Annotated in this window: 12 protein-coding genes and 1 riboswitch; of the genes, 8 read left to right on the forward strand and 4 right to left on the reverse strand. The window is 59.4% G+C overall.

Features of this window, described 5'->3' with window-relative positions; all coding sequences use genetic code 11:
- The first annotated feature begins 3 nt into the window (after positions 1-3).
- Positions 4-792, forward strand: a complete 789-nt coding sequence (locus tag EBA31_RS17005) for an inositol monophosphatase family protein (RefSeq protein WP_046373168.1) — start codon at positions 4-6, stop codon at positions 790-792.
- 238 nt (positions 793-1030) lie between these two features.
- Here EBA31_RS17005 and gap read toward each other — a convergent pair whose 3' ends face one another.
- The 3 genes from gap to EBA31_RS17020 form a co-directional block, all read right to left on the reverse strand.
- Positions 1031-2041 (reverse strand): type I glyceraldehyde-3-phosphate dehydrogenase, encoded by a 1011-nt coding sequence (gap, locus tag EBA31_RS17010; protein WP_044552338.1) that lies wholly within the window; start codon positions 2039-2041, stop codon positions 1031-1033.
- A gap of 78 nt (positions 2042-2119) precedes the next feature.
- A complete protein-coding gene (locus EBA31_RS17015) occupies positions 2120-3094 on the reverse strand; it encodes a GlxA family transcriptional regulator (protein WP_041415496.1) in 975 nt (324 codons plus the stop codon).
- Positions 3095-3162: 68 nt separating this feature from the next.
- Entirely contained in the window at positions 3163-4185 is a 1023-nt protein-coding gene (locus EBA31_RS17020) for an LLM class flavin-dependent oxidoreductase (RefSeq protein ID WP_046373166.1), read from the reverse strand.
- A gap of 157 nt (positions 4186-4342) precedes the next feature.
- Positions 4343-4445, forward strand: a riboswitch (TPP riboswitch).
- A gap of 65 nt (positions 4446-4510) precedes the next feature.
- Between EBA31_RS17020 and tenA the strand changes: the two genes are divergently transcribed.
- Genes tenA through EBA31_RS17040 form a run of 4 tightly spaced genes read left to right on the forward strand, consistent with a single transcriptional unit; the run spans position 4511 to position 7671 of the window.
- The gene (gene tenA / locus EBA31_RS17025) at positions 4511-5191 is read left to right on the forward strand and encodes a thiaminase II (protein WP_116690191.1); all 681 of its coding nucleotides are present in this window, start codon (positions 4511-4513) and stop codon (positions 5189-5191) included.
- Entirely contained in the window at positions 5188-5943 is a 756-nt protein-coding gene (locus tag EBA31_RS17030) for an ABC transporter ATP-binding protein (RefSeq protein WP_116690190.1), read from the forward strand. The genes tenA and EBA31_RS17030 overlap by 4 nt, the downstream gene beginning before the upstream one ends.
- Positions 5940-6707: an ABC transporter permease gene (locus EBA31_RS17035; RefSeq protein WP_122079808.1), complete on the forward strand. Its 768-nt coding sequence runs from the start codon at positions 5940-5942 to the stop codon at positions 6705-6707. The genes EBA31_RS17030 and EBA31_RS17035 overlap by 4 nt, the downstream gene beginning before the upstream one ends.
- A gap of 28 nt (positions 6708-6735) precedes the next feature.
- Positions 6736-7671: an ABC transporter substrate-binding protein gene (locus tag EBA31_RS17040; RefSeq protein WP_122079809.1), complete on the forward strand. Its 936-nt coding sequence runs from the start codon at positions 6736-6738 to the stop codon at positions 7669-7671.
- Positions 7672-7723: 52 nt separating this feature from the next.
- Here EBA31_RS17040 and EBA31_RS17045 read toward each other — a convergent pair whose 3' ends face one another.
- Positions 7724-8455: an ABC transporter substrate-binding protein gene (locus tag EBA31_RS17045; RefSeq protein ID WP_122079810.1), complete on the reverse strand. Its 732-nt coding sequence runs from the start codon at positions 8453-8455 to the stop codon at positions 7724-7726.
- A gap of 291 nt (positions 8456-8746) precedes the next feature.
- On the opposite strand from EBA31_RS17045, the gene opgB reads away from it, so the two are divergent.
- The 3 genes from opgB (at position 8747) to EBA31_RS17060 (ending at position 14122) form a co-directional block, all read left to right on the forward strand.
- Entirely contained in the window at positions 8747-11050 is a 2304-nt protein-coding gene (gene opgB / locus EBA31_RS17050) for a phosphatidylglycerol--membrane-oligosaccharide glycerophosphotransferase (RefSeq protein WP_046373161.1), read from the forward strand.
- A gap of 163 nt (positions 11051-11213) precedes the next feature.
- The gene (locus EBA31_RS17055) at positions 11214-12674 is read left to right on the forward strand and encodes an AMP nucleosidase (protein WP_046373160.1); all 1461 of its coding nucleotides are present in this window, start codon (positions 11214-11216) and stop codon (positions 12672-12674) included.
- Between the two features lie 530 nt (positions 12675-13204).
- On the forward strand, positions 13205-14122 hold the full coding sequence (locus EBA31_RS17060) for a bestrophin family protein (RefSeq protein ID WP_041415501.1): 918 nt from the start codon (positions 13205-13207) through the stop codon (positions 14120-14122).
- Positions 14123-14139 lie beyond the last annotated feature (17 nt).

Below are 14139 nucleotides of genomic sequence, written 5' to 3' on the forward strand. Positions count from 1 at the left end.
AAGATGAACGAACAGATTACTCAGCGCCTGACGCTGGCAGAACAGGCGGCCCGCGAAGCCGGAGCCAAGGCGCTGGATTATTTTAACCGCCGCGAGAGCCTGGTGATTGAAACCAAACGCGATGCGCAAGACGTGGTTTCGATTGCCGATCGCGAGGTTGAACTGCTGATCCGTGAACACATCGCCCGCCAATTCCCGCAAGACGGTTTTCTGGGCGAAGAGTTTGGCCTGCAACCCGGCGATTCCGGTTACACCTGGGTGGTGGATCCGATCGACGGCACCAGCCCATTCGTTAACGGCATGCCGAACTGGTGCGTGTCCGTGGCGGTGATCCATCAGGGCGAGCCGGTGATCGGCGTAATTGTTGCCCCCTGCCAGCAGGAGTGTTTTAAGGCCGCGCGCGGCGCGGGGGCTACCCTCAACGGCAAACCACTGCGGGTGGATCCCAAGCGCACCATGCAAAACCACGTCACCGGTTTTGGCGCCAACAGCTATGTTAAACCGGAACGCGTCGGCGAAATTGCCGCCGCAATCACCGCCGTGGGCGGCAGTTTCTTCCGCAACGGTTCCGGCGCCATGATGTTGGCCTGGGTGGCGGCAGGACGGCTGGTGGGCTATTACGAACCCTACATGCACGCCTGGGACTGTCTGGCAGGTTACTGTCTGGTGAACGAAGCCGGTGGCTGGACCCACCCGTTCAATACCGAAGGGGAACGTTTACTGCGCGGCGGGCCGGTGCTGGCGGTGGCCCCTGGGGCGAAAGAAGAGTTAATGCGTATTGCACAGCTCTGAATTGACGTTGAATAGCCCCCTGATGGGGGCTATTCAGACTACTGACAAACACTCGAAAAGGCTAAACCGGTAGAGGTCGAACATGTTCGACCCGATTTAACCCATTGATGATGCTATTGGGCGCAGCATGCAGCGCCCCTACCATTAAACAACAGAGCACTTTGTCAACGACCTTAATAGCCCCCTGATGGGGGCTATTGCCTGAGTGAAAGGACGAACATATTCGACCGCGAGGCATTTACAACCCGCGTTTTTCCATCAGTACCGCCAGATCGACCAGGCGGTTAGAGAACCCCCACTCGTTGTCGTACCAGGCAAGCACCTTGACCAACTTGCCGCCGATCACCAGCGTGGAAAGCCCATCAATAATCGACGAGCGCGGATCGCCTTTATAATCGCTCGACACCAAAGGCTCATCGCTGTAACCGAGAATGCCCTTCAGTGGCCCTGACTCCGCAGCCTGGCGGAAAGCGGCGTTGATTTCTTCGCTGGTCACTTCGCGTTTCAGCGTGACCGTCAGGTCGACGATAGAGACCACCGGCACCGGCACTCGTAGCGAATAACCGGTCAGGCGGCCATCCAGGCTCGGGATCACCTTGCCGAGCGCTTTCGCCGCACCGCTGGAGTAAGGCACAATCGACTCCGCGGCAGCACGGGCGCCCCGTAAATCTTTTTCCGGCTGATCGTGCAGCGCCTGGCTGTTGGTGTAGGCATGGGTGGTATTCATCAGGCCGTACTCAATACCAAAGGCTTGATGCAGCACCTGCGCGGCGGGCGCCAAACCGTTGGTGGTACAACTGCCGTTGCTGACCACCCGATGCTTGGCCGGATCGTACTGATCCTGGTTAACGCCCATCACTATCGTAATATCGTCGTCTTTTGCCGGCGCAGAGATAATCACTCGCTTGGCGCCGCCACGGGTGATGTGCACTTCCGCCTTGGCTTTGTCGGCAAAAAAACCGGTCGCTTCGATCACCACGTCAACGCCCACGCTTTTCCATGGAATGGCGCCCGGATCTCTTTCAGAGAAGACATGAATTGGCCTGCCGTCCAGCAGCAGCTGGTTTTCACCGGCCTCGACGCTGGCCGCCAGCCGGCCCGAGAGCGAATCGTATTTCAGCAGATGCGCCAGCGTTTTACTGTCGGTCAAATCATTGATCGCCACAACTTCAAAGTCGCTGCGACCTAACGCAGCACGCAAAACATTCCTGCCGATTCTGCCGAATCCATTAATGCCTACTTTGACCATGATCTACTCCTTCGTTATTGGCTCTGGTGTAAATTTAAGCCGCGGGGAGCATGTCGTAAATGACGTTTGTAGATCAATTTACGCCAAAGTGCGTGAATGGAAGCGATCGCGGTATTCGGTGGGGGTCAGTTGCAAATGCCGTTCGAAAACGCGGCGCAGATTGAGAGCATTGCCGAAACCGCTGCTGGTGGCGATTTGTTCAATGCCTTGTGAGCTCTGTTCCAGGCGCTGGCGGGCGATGTACAAGCGCCCTTCTTCGACAAATTTGGCGGGTGAAATGCCGGTTTCGCGCGTGAACACGCGCGTAAAGTTGCGCGGACTCATGGCAACCCGTTCGGCCAGTTTCTCAACGGAAAGATCCTCGGCCAGATTCTCCAGGATCCAGCTCTGCAGATCGCGGATCGGGCCCGGTGTTTTGGCCTGATTCAGTGGGTAACGGCTGAACTGCGCCTGCCCGCCGGGGCGGCGTAAAAACATCACCAGATCCTGCGCCACTTCGCGGGCCTGCACGAAACCGTAATCGTCCTCCACCAGCGCCAGCGTGAGATCGAACCCGGAGCTGACGCCGCCAGAGGTCCAGACCGCACCATCCTGCACGTAGATCGGCCCATTTTCGACCTTCACTTTGGGGAAACGGGCCTGCAAGGTTTCCAGCAGCCGCCAATGGGTGGTTGCCCGGCGGCCGTCCAGCAGACCGGCTTCGGCCAGCAGCATCGCCCCACCGCAAACGGACGCCACGCGCCGCGCCTTGGGGGCCGCACGTCGGAGCCAATCCACCACAAAGGCGCTTTCTTCCTCGGTCGCCCCTTTGCCGGTAACGATGATGGTATCGCGTTCCACCTCAGGGTCGAGATCCGCCAGGCGATGATCGGCCAACAGATTCAAACCGGACGAGCCATGCACCACCCGGTGAGTTTGCGTGGTGACTATCGCCATCTGGTAGAGCGGCGCGTCATCGGGCCGCAAGCGGTTGGCCTGCATCAGGATGTCGGCGATCCCCGCCGATTCGAACAGCATGCCCCCTTCGGGGACGATAATCAGAAATGTATGCATGGCCTTAAAATACAAAATCGACAAAATAAGTCAATAACGCTTCCCGCTTTGAGAAGCGTTTTCTCTCATCAGCGCCAGCCCAGCGCCGGCGCGACATGAGTCAGGATCGACTCAATCACGTGGGCGTTGTAGTCAACGCCTAGCTGGTTGGGCACGGTCAGCAGCAAGGTATCGGCTTCGGCAATCGCTTCGTCCTGCGCCAACTGCTTGATCAGCAGTTCCGGCTCGGCGGCATAGCTACGGCCGAATACCGCGCGAGTCTGCTGATCGATATACCCCACCTGATCGCTGTCCTGGCCGCTGTTGCCGAAATAGCTGCGATCCTGCTGGTTCATCAGCGCAAAGATGCTTCGGCTGACCGACACCCGCGGCTGGCGTGCATGACCCGCGGCCTTCCAGGCATCGCGATAAGCGCGGATCTGCTTGGCCTGCTGCACGTGGAAAGGCTCGCCGGTTTCGTCGTTTTTCAGCGTTGAGCTTTGCAGATTCATGCCCAGCTTCGCCGCCCAGATCGCCGTGGCGTTTGAGCTGGCGCCCCACCAGATGCGATCGCGCAGCCCGGCGGAGAAAGGTTCTACCCGCAGCAAGCCCGGCGGGTTCGGGAACATCGGTTGCGGGTTAGGTTCAGCAAAGCCTTCGCCACGCAGCGCTTCCAACAGGACGTCGGTATGGCGGCGCGCCATATCGGCTTCGGTCTCGCCTTCGGCAGGCGTATAACCAAAATAACGCCAGCCATCAATCACCTGTTCGGGAGAACCGCGGCTGATGCCCAGTTGCAGCCGCCCGCCGGAAATCAGGTCGGCGGCGCAGGCATCTTCGACCATATAAAGCGGATTTTCATAGCGCATGTCGATCACGCCGGTGCCGATCTCAATACGCTGGGTTTTGGCGCCGATGGCTGCCAGCAGCGGGAATGGCGAGGCAAGCTGGCGGGCAAAGTGGTGTACGCGAAAATAAGCCCCATCCGCCCCCAGCTCTTCTGCCGCCACGGCAAGATCAATGGATTGCAGCAGCGCATCTGCCGCCGAACGGGTGCCCGACTGCGACGAAGGCGTCCAGTGGCCGAAAGAAAGGAAGCCGATTTTCTTCATGGGGTGATCCTTAGATTCATTAATGACCGGATTACAGTGACAAAAATCGCCCCCTTCCGGCCAGAAATATCGTGGCCGATCGCACTAAACGGATCCTTTTACGCCACGACGCCACACTGCCTGAGCATTGTAATCAAAAAGTAAATATCGTATAACAGGCTCCTCCGAGGGGTGTCCTGTTACGGGCTGAGATGGCGCAAGCCGAACCCTTTGAACCTGATCTGGGTCATGCCAGCGAAGGGACGGTCGGCAATCCCCTCACGGCGGTTGCCTGTTCATACCTCACCTCAGCGCGCCCGGATCTCCACTCACTTTTGGAGGTCCCATGTTTACTCCCTTATTCGATAACGGTCTTTACGGAAAGCTGCGCCAACAGGCCGGCGGTCACTGGCAGGACTATGTGGCACACCCCTTTATTCAGCAACTGGCCGCCGGTACGCTGCCGGAACCCGCTTTTCGCCGCTACCTGACGCAGGATTATCTGTTCCTGATCCACTTTGCCCGCGCCTATGCCCTGCTGGTCAGCAAACTGCGCACCCTGCCGGAAATGCGTGCCGCTACCGCTTCGCTCAATGCGATTGTCGCCGAACTGCCCCTGCACCTGGCCTATTGTGCCGACTGGGGATTGAGCGAACCGCAGATAGCCGCCGCACCCGAAGCGCCGGAAACCCTCAATTACACCCGCTATGTGCTCGATATCGGCCACGCCGGAGATGCTCTGGATCTGCTGGCAGCGTTAATGCCCTGCGTCGCTGGCTATGCCGAAATCGGCCTGCGCCTGCTCAACGATCCCAACACCGTGATGGAAGGCAATCCCTATGCCTCGTGGATCCGCAACTATGGTGATCCCGCCTATCTGAGCGGCGTACAAGCCTCCCTCGACCTGCTGGAAAACGTTGGCCTCCAGCGGGGTGCCCCAAGCCGCCTGAACGAACTGTCGGCGATTTTCACCACCGCCACCCGCCTGGAATCCGCCTTCTGGCAGATGGGGTTGAATGCCCAATGAGCCTCGGCGACACGCAGCACGGCAATGCACGGCCCGGTATTCAGGTACGGGATCTGACCCTGCGCTTTGGTCAGCAGGTGATTTTCGATGGTCTGAATTTCGATATCGCCGGCGGCAGCTTCGTTGCCCTGCTCGGTGCCAGCGGCGCGGGGAAGACCAGCCTGCTGAAGATCATCGCCGGGCTGGCGAAACCCACCTCCGGTACGGTTATCGGCAGCGATGGCCTACCGATCGCCGGACGTATCGCTTATATGGGGCAAAAGGATCTGCTCTATCCCTGGCTGACAATTGACGAGAATATTAGCCTCGGTGCGCGGCTGCGCGGCGAAAAGGTCGACCGCGCCTGGGCGGAACATCTGCGGGAACGCGTGGGCTTGAACGGCTATGGCCGCAGCTTGCCTGCCGCGCTGTCCGGTGGCATGCGTCAACGTGCCGCTATTGCCCGCACGCTGTATGAGCGCCAGCCGATTGTGTTGATGGATGAACCCTTCTCCGCGCTGGATACCATCACCCGCGCCATGATCCAGCAGTTGGCCGCCGAACTGCTGGCGCAGCATACCGTGCTGCTGATCACCCACGACCCCATGGAGGCCTGCCGCCTTAGCCACCGCCTGCTGGTGCTGTCCCGTTATCCGGCGGGGCTGGACGACAGTCATGTTATCGAGGGCTTACCGCCGCGAGCGCCGGACAATCCTCAACTGCTGAAAAGCCAGAGCGAGTTGCTGCTGCAACTGGTGAGGGCCGCCGGATGAAAACCCTCCCTGAAAGCCGTCTGTCGCGGATGCGTCGCAGCCTGACGGTGTTCGCCGGCCTGTTGCTGCTGTGGGCACTGGTCACGCTGGGCGATATCCCCGCCTTCCTGTTGCCCTCCCCCTCGGCGGTGGCACAGGCGCTGTGGGACAACCGGGCGTACCTCGCTTATCACACGCTGATCACCGCCTCGGAGATCGCCTGCGGTTTGCTGGCCGGGGTTTTACTCGGTGCCACGCTGGCGCTGTGCATGATCTTTTCGCCGCGCCTGCAGCGCTGGTTGATGCCGTTGGTGCTGACCAGCCAGGCGATACCGGTGTTTGCGCTGGCGCCGCTGTTGGTGCTGTGGTTCGGCTTTGGTATGAGCGCCAAAGTGGTGATGGCGGTGCTGGTGATTTTCTTCCCGGTGACTTCCGCCTTCTTCGATGGGCTGCGCCGGGTCAATAACGATTATCTCGATCTGGCTAGTACCCTACGTGCTTCTCCCTGGGCCCAACTGCGTCACGTGCGGCTGATGGCAGCGCTACCGGCTTTCGGTTCCGGGCTGCGGATGGCCGCCGCCGTCGCCCCTATCGGCGCCATCATCGGCGAATGGGTTGGCTCGGCGGAAGGCCTGGGTTACGTCATGCTTAACGCCAACGCGCGCATGCAGACCGACATCTGCTTTGCCGCGCTGTTTATTTTGGTGCTGATGACCGTCTTGCTATGGGTGACGGTAGACGCGCTATTGCTGCGCCTGATCGACTGGGCACCGGAAAATGATTGATCGCCTCACAACAACAAGGGTAACAACCATGCTTAAAAATACCGTCTGCGGGCTGCTGCTCGGCGCCACGCTGGCAAGCCAGGCCAATGCCGCGGAAAAACTGACGCTGGTGCTCGACTGGTATATTAACCCCGACCACGCGCCCATCATGGTGGCCGAGCAGATCGGCGCCTTCAAGGCCGAAGGGTTGGACGTCAAGATTGTGCCCCCTTCCGACCCGGCGCTGCCGCCGCGCCTGGTGGCAGCAAAACAGGCCGATTTGGCCATCACCTACCAGCCGCAGCTGCACTTTTTTGCCGATCAGGGCCTGCCGCTGGTGCGCGTAGGCACCCTGATTAACTCACCGCTCAATACCGTGATGACGCTGGATAAAAGCATCACCACCCCAGCAGGACTTAAGGGTAAAAAAATCGGCTATTCGGTCAGCGGCATCGAACAAGCCACCTTGGCGACCATGCTTGAGCATGAACGCCTCAACCCCAATGAAACCAAACTGATTAACGTTAACTTCCAACTGACCAGCGCCCTGCTGGCGGGCCAGGTCGATGCGGTAATCGGCGGCTATCGCAACATTGAAGCGCTGGAGCTGAAACTGCAGGGCAAAGATCCGGTGGTGTTTAACGTGGAAGACTACGGTGTGCCGAGCTACGACGAGCTGATTATCGTCGCCAATCGCGATTCGCTGGCCGAGCCGAAAATCAAAAAATTCCTCGCGGCGCTGAAAAAAGGCAGCGACTATCTGCACGCCCATCCGCAGGAAAGCTGGCTGGCGTTCGCCAAAGCCCATCCGGAACTCAATACCGAGCTGAACAAACAGGCCTGGCAAGCCAGCCTGCCGCTGTTCGCAACCGATCCGGCGAAGCTGGATAAAGCGCGCTATCAAGCCTACGAACAATTCCTGTTCGACAACAAGCTGATCAAAAAAATCACGCCGGTGGAGCAATACGCGGTGGAGCTGAATTAAAGGTTATTCGCTTTATCAGGGGCGCCGTATGTCGCGCCCCTGCCATTCCCCCTCAGGCAGAAGGCGCGACGGTAACGTCACCCTGACAGCTGCGCTGCAAAGCCTGCAGCACCAGGCCACTCGCCTTGCACCGCTCCACAAAATCACGCACATAGGCCGCCCCCGACGCTTTTTGTCGCGGAACCGCCATGGCCTGCTGGATGGCAGTGAAATGCCCGGCCAGCACCCGATACCCCGGGTTTTGCGCTGCGGCAGCCAGCAACGGCTGACGCACGCCCGCGGCCGCATCCAACCCCTGTTCGAGGAACAAGGCGATCGCGTCGGCGGAGGTATCGGCACGTACCAGTTGCGCCTGCTTTAAGGTTCGCGACAGATACAGGTCGTAAGCCGCTCCCTGGCCTACGGCAATGCGCACCTCGGGCCGATCAAGTTCGGCAACCTGTTGCCAGGGAGACGCCTGGGCCACCAGATAGGTCCCCTCAATGATCGCATAAGGCGCACTGAACGCGATCTGAGCCGCCCGCACCGGTTCGATGGCCATAAAGGCGATGTTCCAGTCTCCGGTTTCCAACGCGGCAAAAACCTTGCCTGCGGCATCATAGGTCACCAACTCCAGCGCCACGCCCAACTCGCGGGCCAGCGCGCTGGCCAGCGTCACTGATACCCCCTGAGGTTCGCCGTCTGGCCCCCTCTGCGCCAACACCGGATTGCCCAGATTGATGGCCGCACGCAGGATCCCCTGCGGGGCCAAATCATCGAGTACGGCGGCGGGAATGCTATGCATGGCTTTCTCCTGAAAAAAGGGTGTAGGTGTTTCGTCAACGCTCTCCGTTAAGGCTAGAGCCAAACCTCGGATGAGCAACATTTAGCCGCTTTTCGCCTCGCTGGCGTGATTCATGTCACACTATTGTCACAAAAACGACCGATCGCACTCTGCCACGCCAGGGCAGCGCAAACACGCATTGACCCTGGCGCTTTCAATGCGCTATACCCTTCCTCTTTCGCGTCGTGCTTGGGTCGGCGGCGTTTGCCAGGGCAGTTAAGATCTCCTTTTTAATCAGACAGGGTACGGTGGATGGTTTCAGCATTAATCTCGTTTGCACTTTTTTTAGCCTCAATTTTAATCTACCGCACCCGTGCCGCCGCCAACCGCTGGTGGCTGGCCACCCTGTTGACGCTGCTGGGCAGCTATCTGATCCTCAACGTGGTGCTGATCGCCAGCAACTACTTTACCGGTGACGGCATTACCGATGCGGTGATCTACACCCTCACCAGCAGCCTGAAGGGCGCCGGCGTCGGTAAATACCTGCTGCCGTTTGTCGGCCTGCTGGCGGTGCTGGCGCTGATCTTCACCCTGCTGACCTGGAGTCTGGTACGGCGCAAGGCGAAAAGCAGCAGCGTGGTTTACAGCGTGCTCGCCGTGCTGCTGGCGCTGTTTTCCGTCGGCACTACTCCCGCCTTTCAGGACATCTCGCTGTTGGTGAAGAGCCAGATTAGCGGCGATACCGCCGACTTTGACACCTATTACAAAGCGCCGAAGAAAACCGTACAGGGCAAAGCGCCGAACCTGGTGTATATCTATGCTGAAAGCCTGGAGAGAACCTACTTCGACCAACAAACCTTCCCCGGCCTGACCGACGAACTGAACCAGCACCGCGAAAACAGCATCGACTTCAGCAATACCCAACAGCTGCCCGGCACCGGTTACACCATCGCCGGTATGGTGTCCTCACAGTGCGGTATCCCATTGTTTGCCCCCTTTGACGGCAACGCCTCCAGCGCGGTATCCACCTTTTACCCGGAAAACGTCTGCCTGGGCGACGTGCTGAAATCCGCCGGGTACGACAACTACTTTTATCAGGGCGCCGAGCTGGCCTTCGCCGGCAAAGACACCTTCCTGAAATCGCACGGTTTTGACCATGCCTACGGCTTTAAGGAATTACGCGGACAGGTCAGCGACCCGGGCTACAAAAATGACTGGGGCTGGTACGATGATACCGTGCTGGACGTGGTGTTCGACAAGTTCGTCGAGCTGTCGAAGCAGAACAAAAAGTTCTCGCTGTTCGCCTTGACCGTGGACACCCATCACCCGGACGGCTTTATCTCCGCCAGCTGCAGCAAAAAGTCGTTCCGTTGGCAGAATAAAGAGAATCGGTCGCTGAGCGCAGTGGCCTGCAGCCAACAGCATATCGCCGCGCTGATCGACAAAATCAAGGCGTCCGAGTACTTCAAAAATACCGTTATCGTGGTGTCTTCGGACCATCTGGCGATGAACAATACCGCCTATGACATCCTGACCAAGCAGAAACGCCGCAACCTGTTCTTTATTATCGACGGCACCCGCCCGCAGACCGCGCTGCATAACGAGAAGCGCAGCACGCTGGACAACGGCGCTACCGTGCTGGACGTGATGGGTGGCGATAACTACATTGGCCTCGGTCGCAGCAGCCTGTCCAGCCCAACGCTGGCGACGTTGTTTTTGAATATCGACGAAAAAATCAACGCCTGGAAACCGGCGGTGGTCAAGCAATGGGGCTTCCCGAACAGCATCACAAACTACAGTCTCGACGATCGGGGCAACCGCTTTACCTTCTCCGGCATCACCTTTAAGGTGCCGTTTATTCTGAAGGTGACGGACAACAAAATTGAGCCGATGTTTAACGTCTACCTGTCCACACCGCTGAAAAAACAGCTTGCCGGGCTGGGCGCAGGCGAGAAATTCGTCTGGGTCGACAAATGTTATGAAATCGGTCGGGTGTGGTCGCCAGAACTGGCGTTGAGCACCGACACCTGCGTCGCGTCGGGCAGCCTGGCCGCCCCACCGCACATCGTGCAGGCCAAAGGGGGCAGCTATCGCGGCAAAATAGACTTTGAGCGCCCGCCAAACGATAGCATCGCCGCCTACCAAAGCGCCGTCGACAAGCTGAAAGTCGACGACGCCGCCGTTAAATACCACGCGGACGCCATCGCCTTTATGCTGCCGGGCATGCCGGAACAGGTGAAGGCGATCACCGGCGTTTCCAGCGTCGAAGACTGGGGCCGTTGGTCAGACGCCAACCTGGCGCCGACGGTGAATATTGATTACGTCGATCCCCTGCCATCAGCATTCGATCTGGTGCTGCGCGCCCGCGCCTACGGTAAAAACGTCGGCGAACCTATCTCGGTGCGCGTCGGCAATCAGGAACAGTTTGTGACGCTCAGCGAACAGGACACCACCGTGACGCTGCGCTTCGACAACCCTGCCGGAGCCAGAAACATCAGCATCACGCCGCCGGCCCCCACGGAGCCACAAGAAGGTGCCAGCGGCGGTTTTGTACCGAAGAAACTGGGTATTGGCCTGGTCTCGCTGAAAGTGGAACAGGCTGCCCCCGCTTCCTGACATCGCGCTGCATGCGGCGCCCGCGTTATTCGGGGCGAATTTATTCGCCCCCTGCCGTTTCTCCAAAGCTTTTGCGCCCATCTTCGGCTAACCTGTTGCTGTGAATTGATATCGGCATCCGTATGCCTCCCCGCCGCATAGCCGGGAGAACCAAGGAGAGAGTATGAGCAGTCAGCAATCCGGCACCGGCCTCACCCCCGCTCAGGCAGTCGAACAACTGGAAGCGCTGTATGTCGCCTCGGTTGAGGCGCTGCGCCAGGCGGTCGGTGACTTTATCAGCCATGGCAGCCTACCCGACGCGCAGACCCGCGCGGCAGGGCTATTTGTTTACCCTGAGCTGCGCGTCAGCTGGGACGGAAAATCGCCCGGTCAAACCAAAACCCGCGCCTATGGCCGTTTCACCCACACCGGTTGCTATACCACCACCATCACCCGCCCGCATCTGTTCCGCCATTATTTGACCGAACAGTTGACCATGCTGGCCGGGGAGTACGATGCGCATATCGAAGTGCGGCCGTCACAGCAGGAAATACCGTTCCCTTACGTGATCGACGGTTCAAACCTGATGCTGGATCGGTCGATGAGCGCCAGCCTGGCGCAGCATTTCCCCACCACCGAGCTGGCGCAAATTGGCGATGAGACCGCCGATGGCCTGTTTCACGCCACCAGCACCTTCCCGCTTTCGCACTTCGACGCCCTGCGCGCCGACTTTTCGCTGGCGCGGCTGCGGCACTACACCGGCACCCCGGTGGAGCATTTTCAGCCCTTCGTGCTGTTCACCAACTACACCCGCTATGTGGATGAGTTTGTCCGCTGGGCCTGCGCCGAAATAGCCGATCCGGCCAGTCCTTATATTGCGCTGTCGAGCGCCGGCGGCATCTATATCACGCCGGAAACCACCGCACCGGATCAGGCGGTCTCCGACCTGGCCTGGAAAAACCACCAGATGCCGGCCTACCACCTGATCTCGCGCACCGGCCAGGGCATCACGCTGATCAATATCGGCGTCGGCCCCTCCAACGCCAAAACCATCTGCGACCATCTGGCGGTGCTGCGCCCCAGCGCCTGGCTGATGATCGGCCACTGCGGCGGCCTGCGCGAAAGCCAGTCGATTGGCGACTACGTGCTGGCGCACGCCTACCTGCGGGACGACCACGTGCTGGATTCGGTGCTGCCACCGGATATCCCGATCCCCAGCATTGCCGAAGTACAGCGTGCGCTGTATGACGCCACCAAAATGGTCAGCGGCATGCCCGGCGAAGAGGTAAAACAACGCCTGCGCACCGGCACCGTGGTCACCACCGACGATCGCAACTGGGAGCTGCGCTATTCCGCTTCGGCGCTGCGTTTTAACCTCAGCCGCGCCGTCGCGGTAGATATGGAAAGCGCCACCATCGCCGCTCAGGGCTACCGTTTCCGGGTGCCTTACGGCACGCTGTTGTGCGTGTCCGACAAACCGCTGCACGGTGAAATCAAGCTGCCCGGCCAGGCCAACCGCTTTTATGAAGGGGCCATTTCGGAACACCTGCAGATCGGTATCTGCGCTATCGACCTGCTGCGCGCCGAGGGCGATCGCCTGCATTCCCGCAAGCTGCGTACCTTTAACGAGCCGCCGTTCCGCTGATTACGAAGGATCTGGGCCCGCTTCGGCACAATGCCGTTCACTTAAGGTGTTTTTTAGGCCAGTTCGATGTTTTTTCGGTCGATAACCGGGTAAAGCTCCATGAGGTTCTTAAACTCCGACCGAGCAAGGGACCGTAGGCGCGGTCCCTTGCAACCCGCGCCTTTGCCCTATCAGACGGTTGGCTGCGCCAACGACTCTCACTTCATCACGCCGCATCACGGCCGACAACGCGGGTGCAGCGAGGGTATCCGCGTAGCGGACAGAGGGTGTTAAGCGAGGGCGCGGGTGGAGGGGCCGCGCCTACGGCCCCTCCCATTGCCGTTCATTGCGGTGGCAGAGAAATGCGGGATATTGACGGCAATTCTGCCTGCACTGAGCCTTCAGGGACCGAATAAAAAATGCCCGTCATGCTTAAGTGAACGGCATTACCGCTTCGGCGGGCTTTTTAACTTTTCATACTCAGAACGTTGATGTACCGACCGCAAATCTGTTACAACAGCGGCTCTCATTCCCCAGACATCACCACACATATGATTGTCAGACCTCAGCAACACTGGTTCAGGCGGCTCTTCGTCTGGCACGGTTCAGTGCTATCCAAAATTCTGTTTCGCCTCAGCCTTAACGTGGCGATGTCCATCGTCGCCGTGCTGTGTTTTCAATGGTACGAACATCTGGGGGTCAAACTGACCCTGGCGCCTTTCAGCCTGCTGGGCGTGGCGATCGCTATCTTTCTCGGCTTCCGCAACAGCGTCAGCTATGCGCGTTTCACCGAGGCGCGGTTGCTGTGGGGCAGCCTGCTGATCGTTGAGCGCTCGCTGCTGCGCCAGATCAAGAGTCTGCTACCGCAGCAGGATCAGGCGGCGCGCGAGTTTGCCGCCCTGCTGATCGCGTTCAGCTACTGCCTGAAACACCAGCTGCGCGGCACCGATAGCAGCGCCGACCTGCAACGGCTGCTGCCCAACGTCGATCTGCGAGCGATAGAAAACAGCATGTCCCCCTGCAACCGGCTGCTGTTGATGATGGGCCAATGGCTGGGCGAAAAACGACAATCGGCACAGCTGTCGGACATGCTGTTTCACAGCATCGACCAAAACCTCAACCGGCTGTCGGAAATCCTCGGCGGCTGCGAACGCATCGCCAATACGCCGATCCCCTTTGCCTACAGCCTGATCGTTCATCGTACGGTCTACCTGTTCTGCACCCTGCTGCCTTTCGCGCTGGTGCCGGATCTGCATTACATGACGCCGCTGGTGTCGGTGTTTATCTCCTACACCTTCATCTCGCTGGACTCGCTGGCAGAGGAACTGGAAGATCCGTTCGGCACCGCCGCCAATGACCTGCCGCTGAATGCCATGTGCAACGCGATTGAGATCAACCTGCGCGAAATGAACGACGAAACGGATTTACCGGCGGCCGCACGGCCGGACAGCCGTTACCAGCTCAGTTAACCGGCAACCACGTCAGG

It is taken from the genome of Serratia sp. P2ACOL2 (genome assembly GCF_003691565.1).
Taxonomy (GTDB): domain Bacteria; phylum Pseudomonadota; class Gammaproteobacteria; order Enterobacterales; family Enterobacteriaceae; genus Serratia; species Serratia liquefaciens.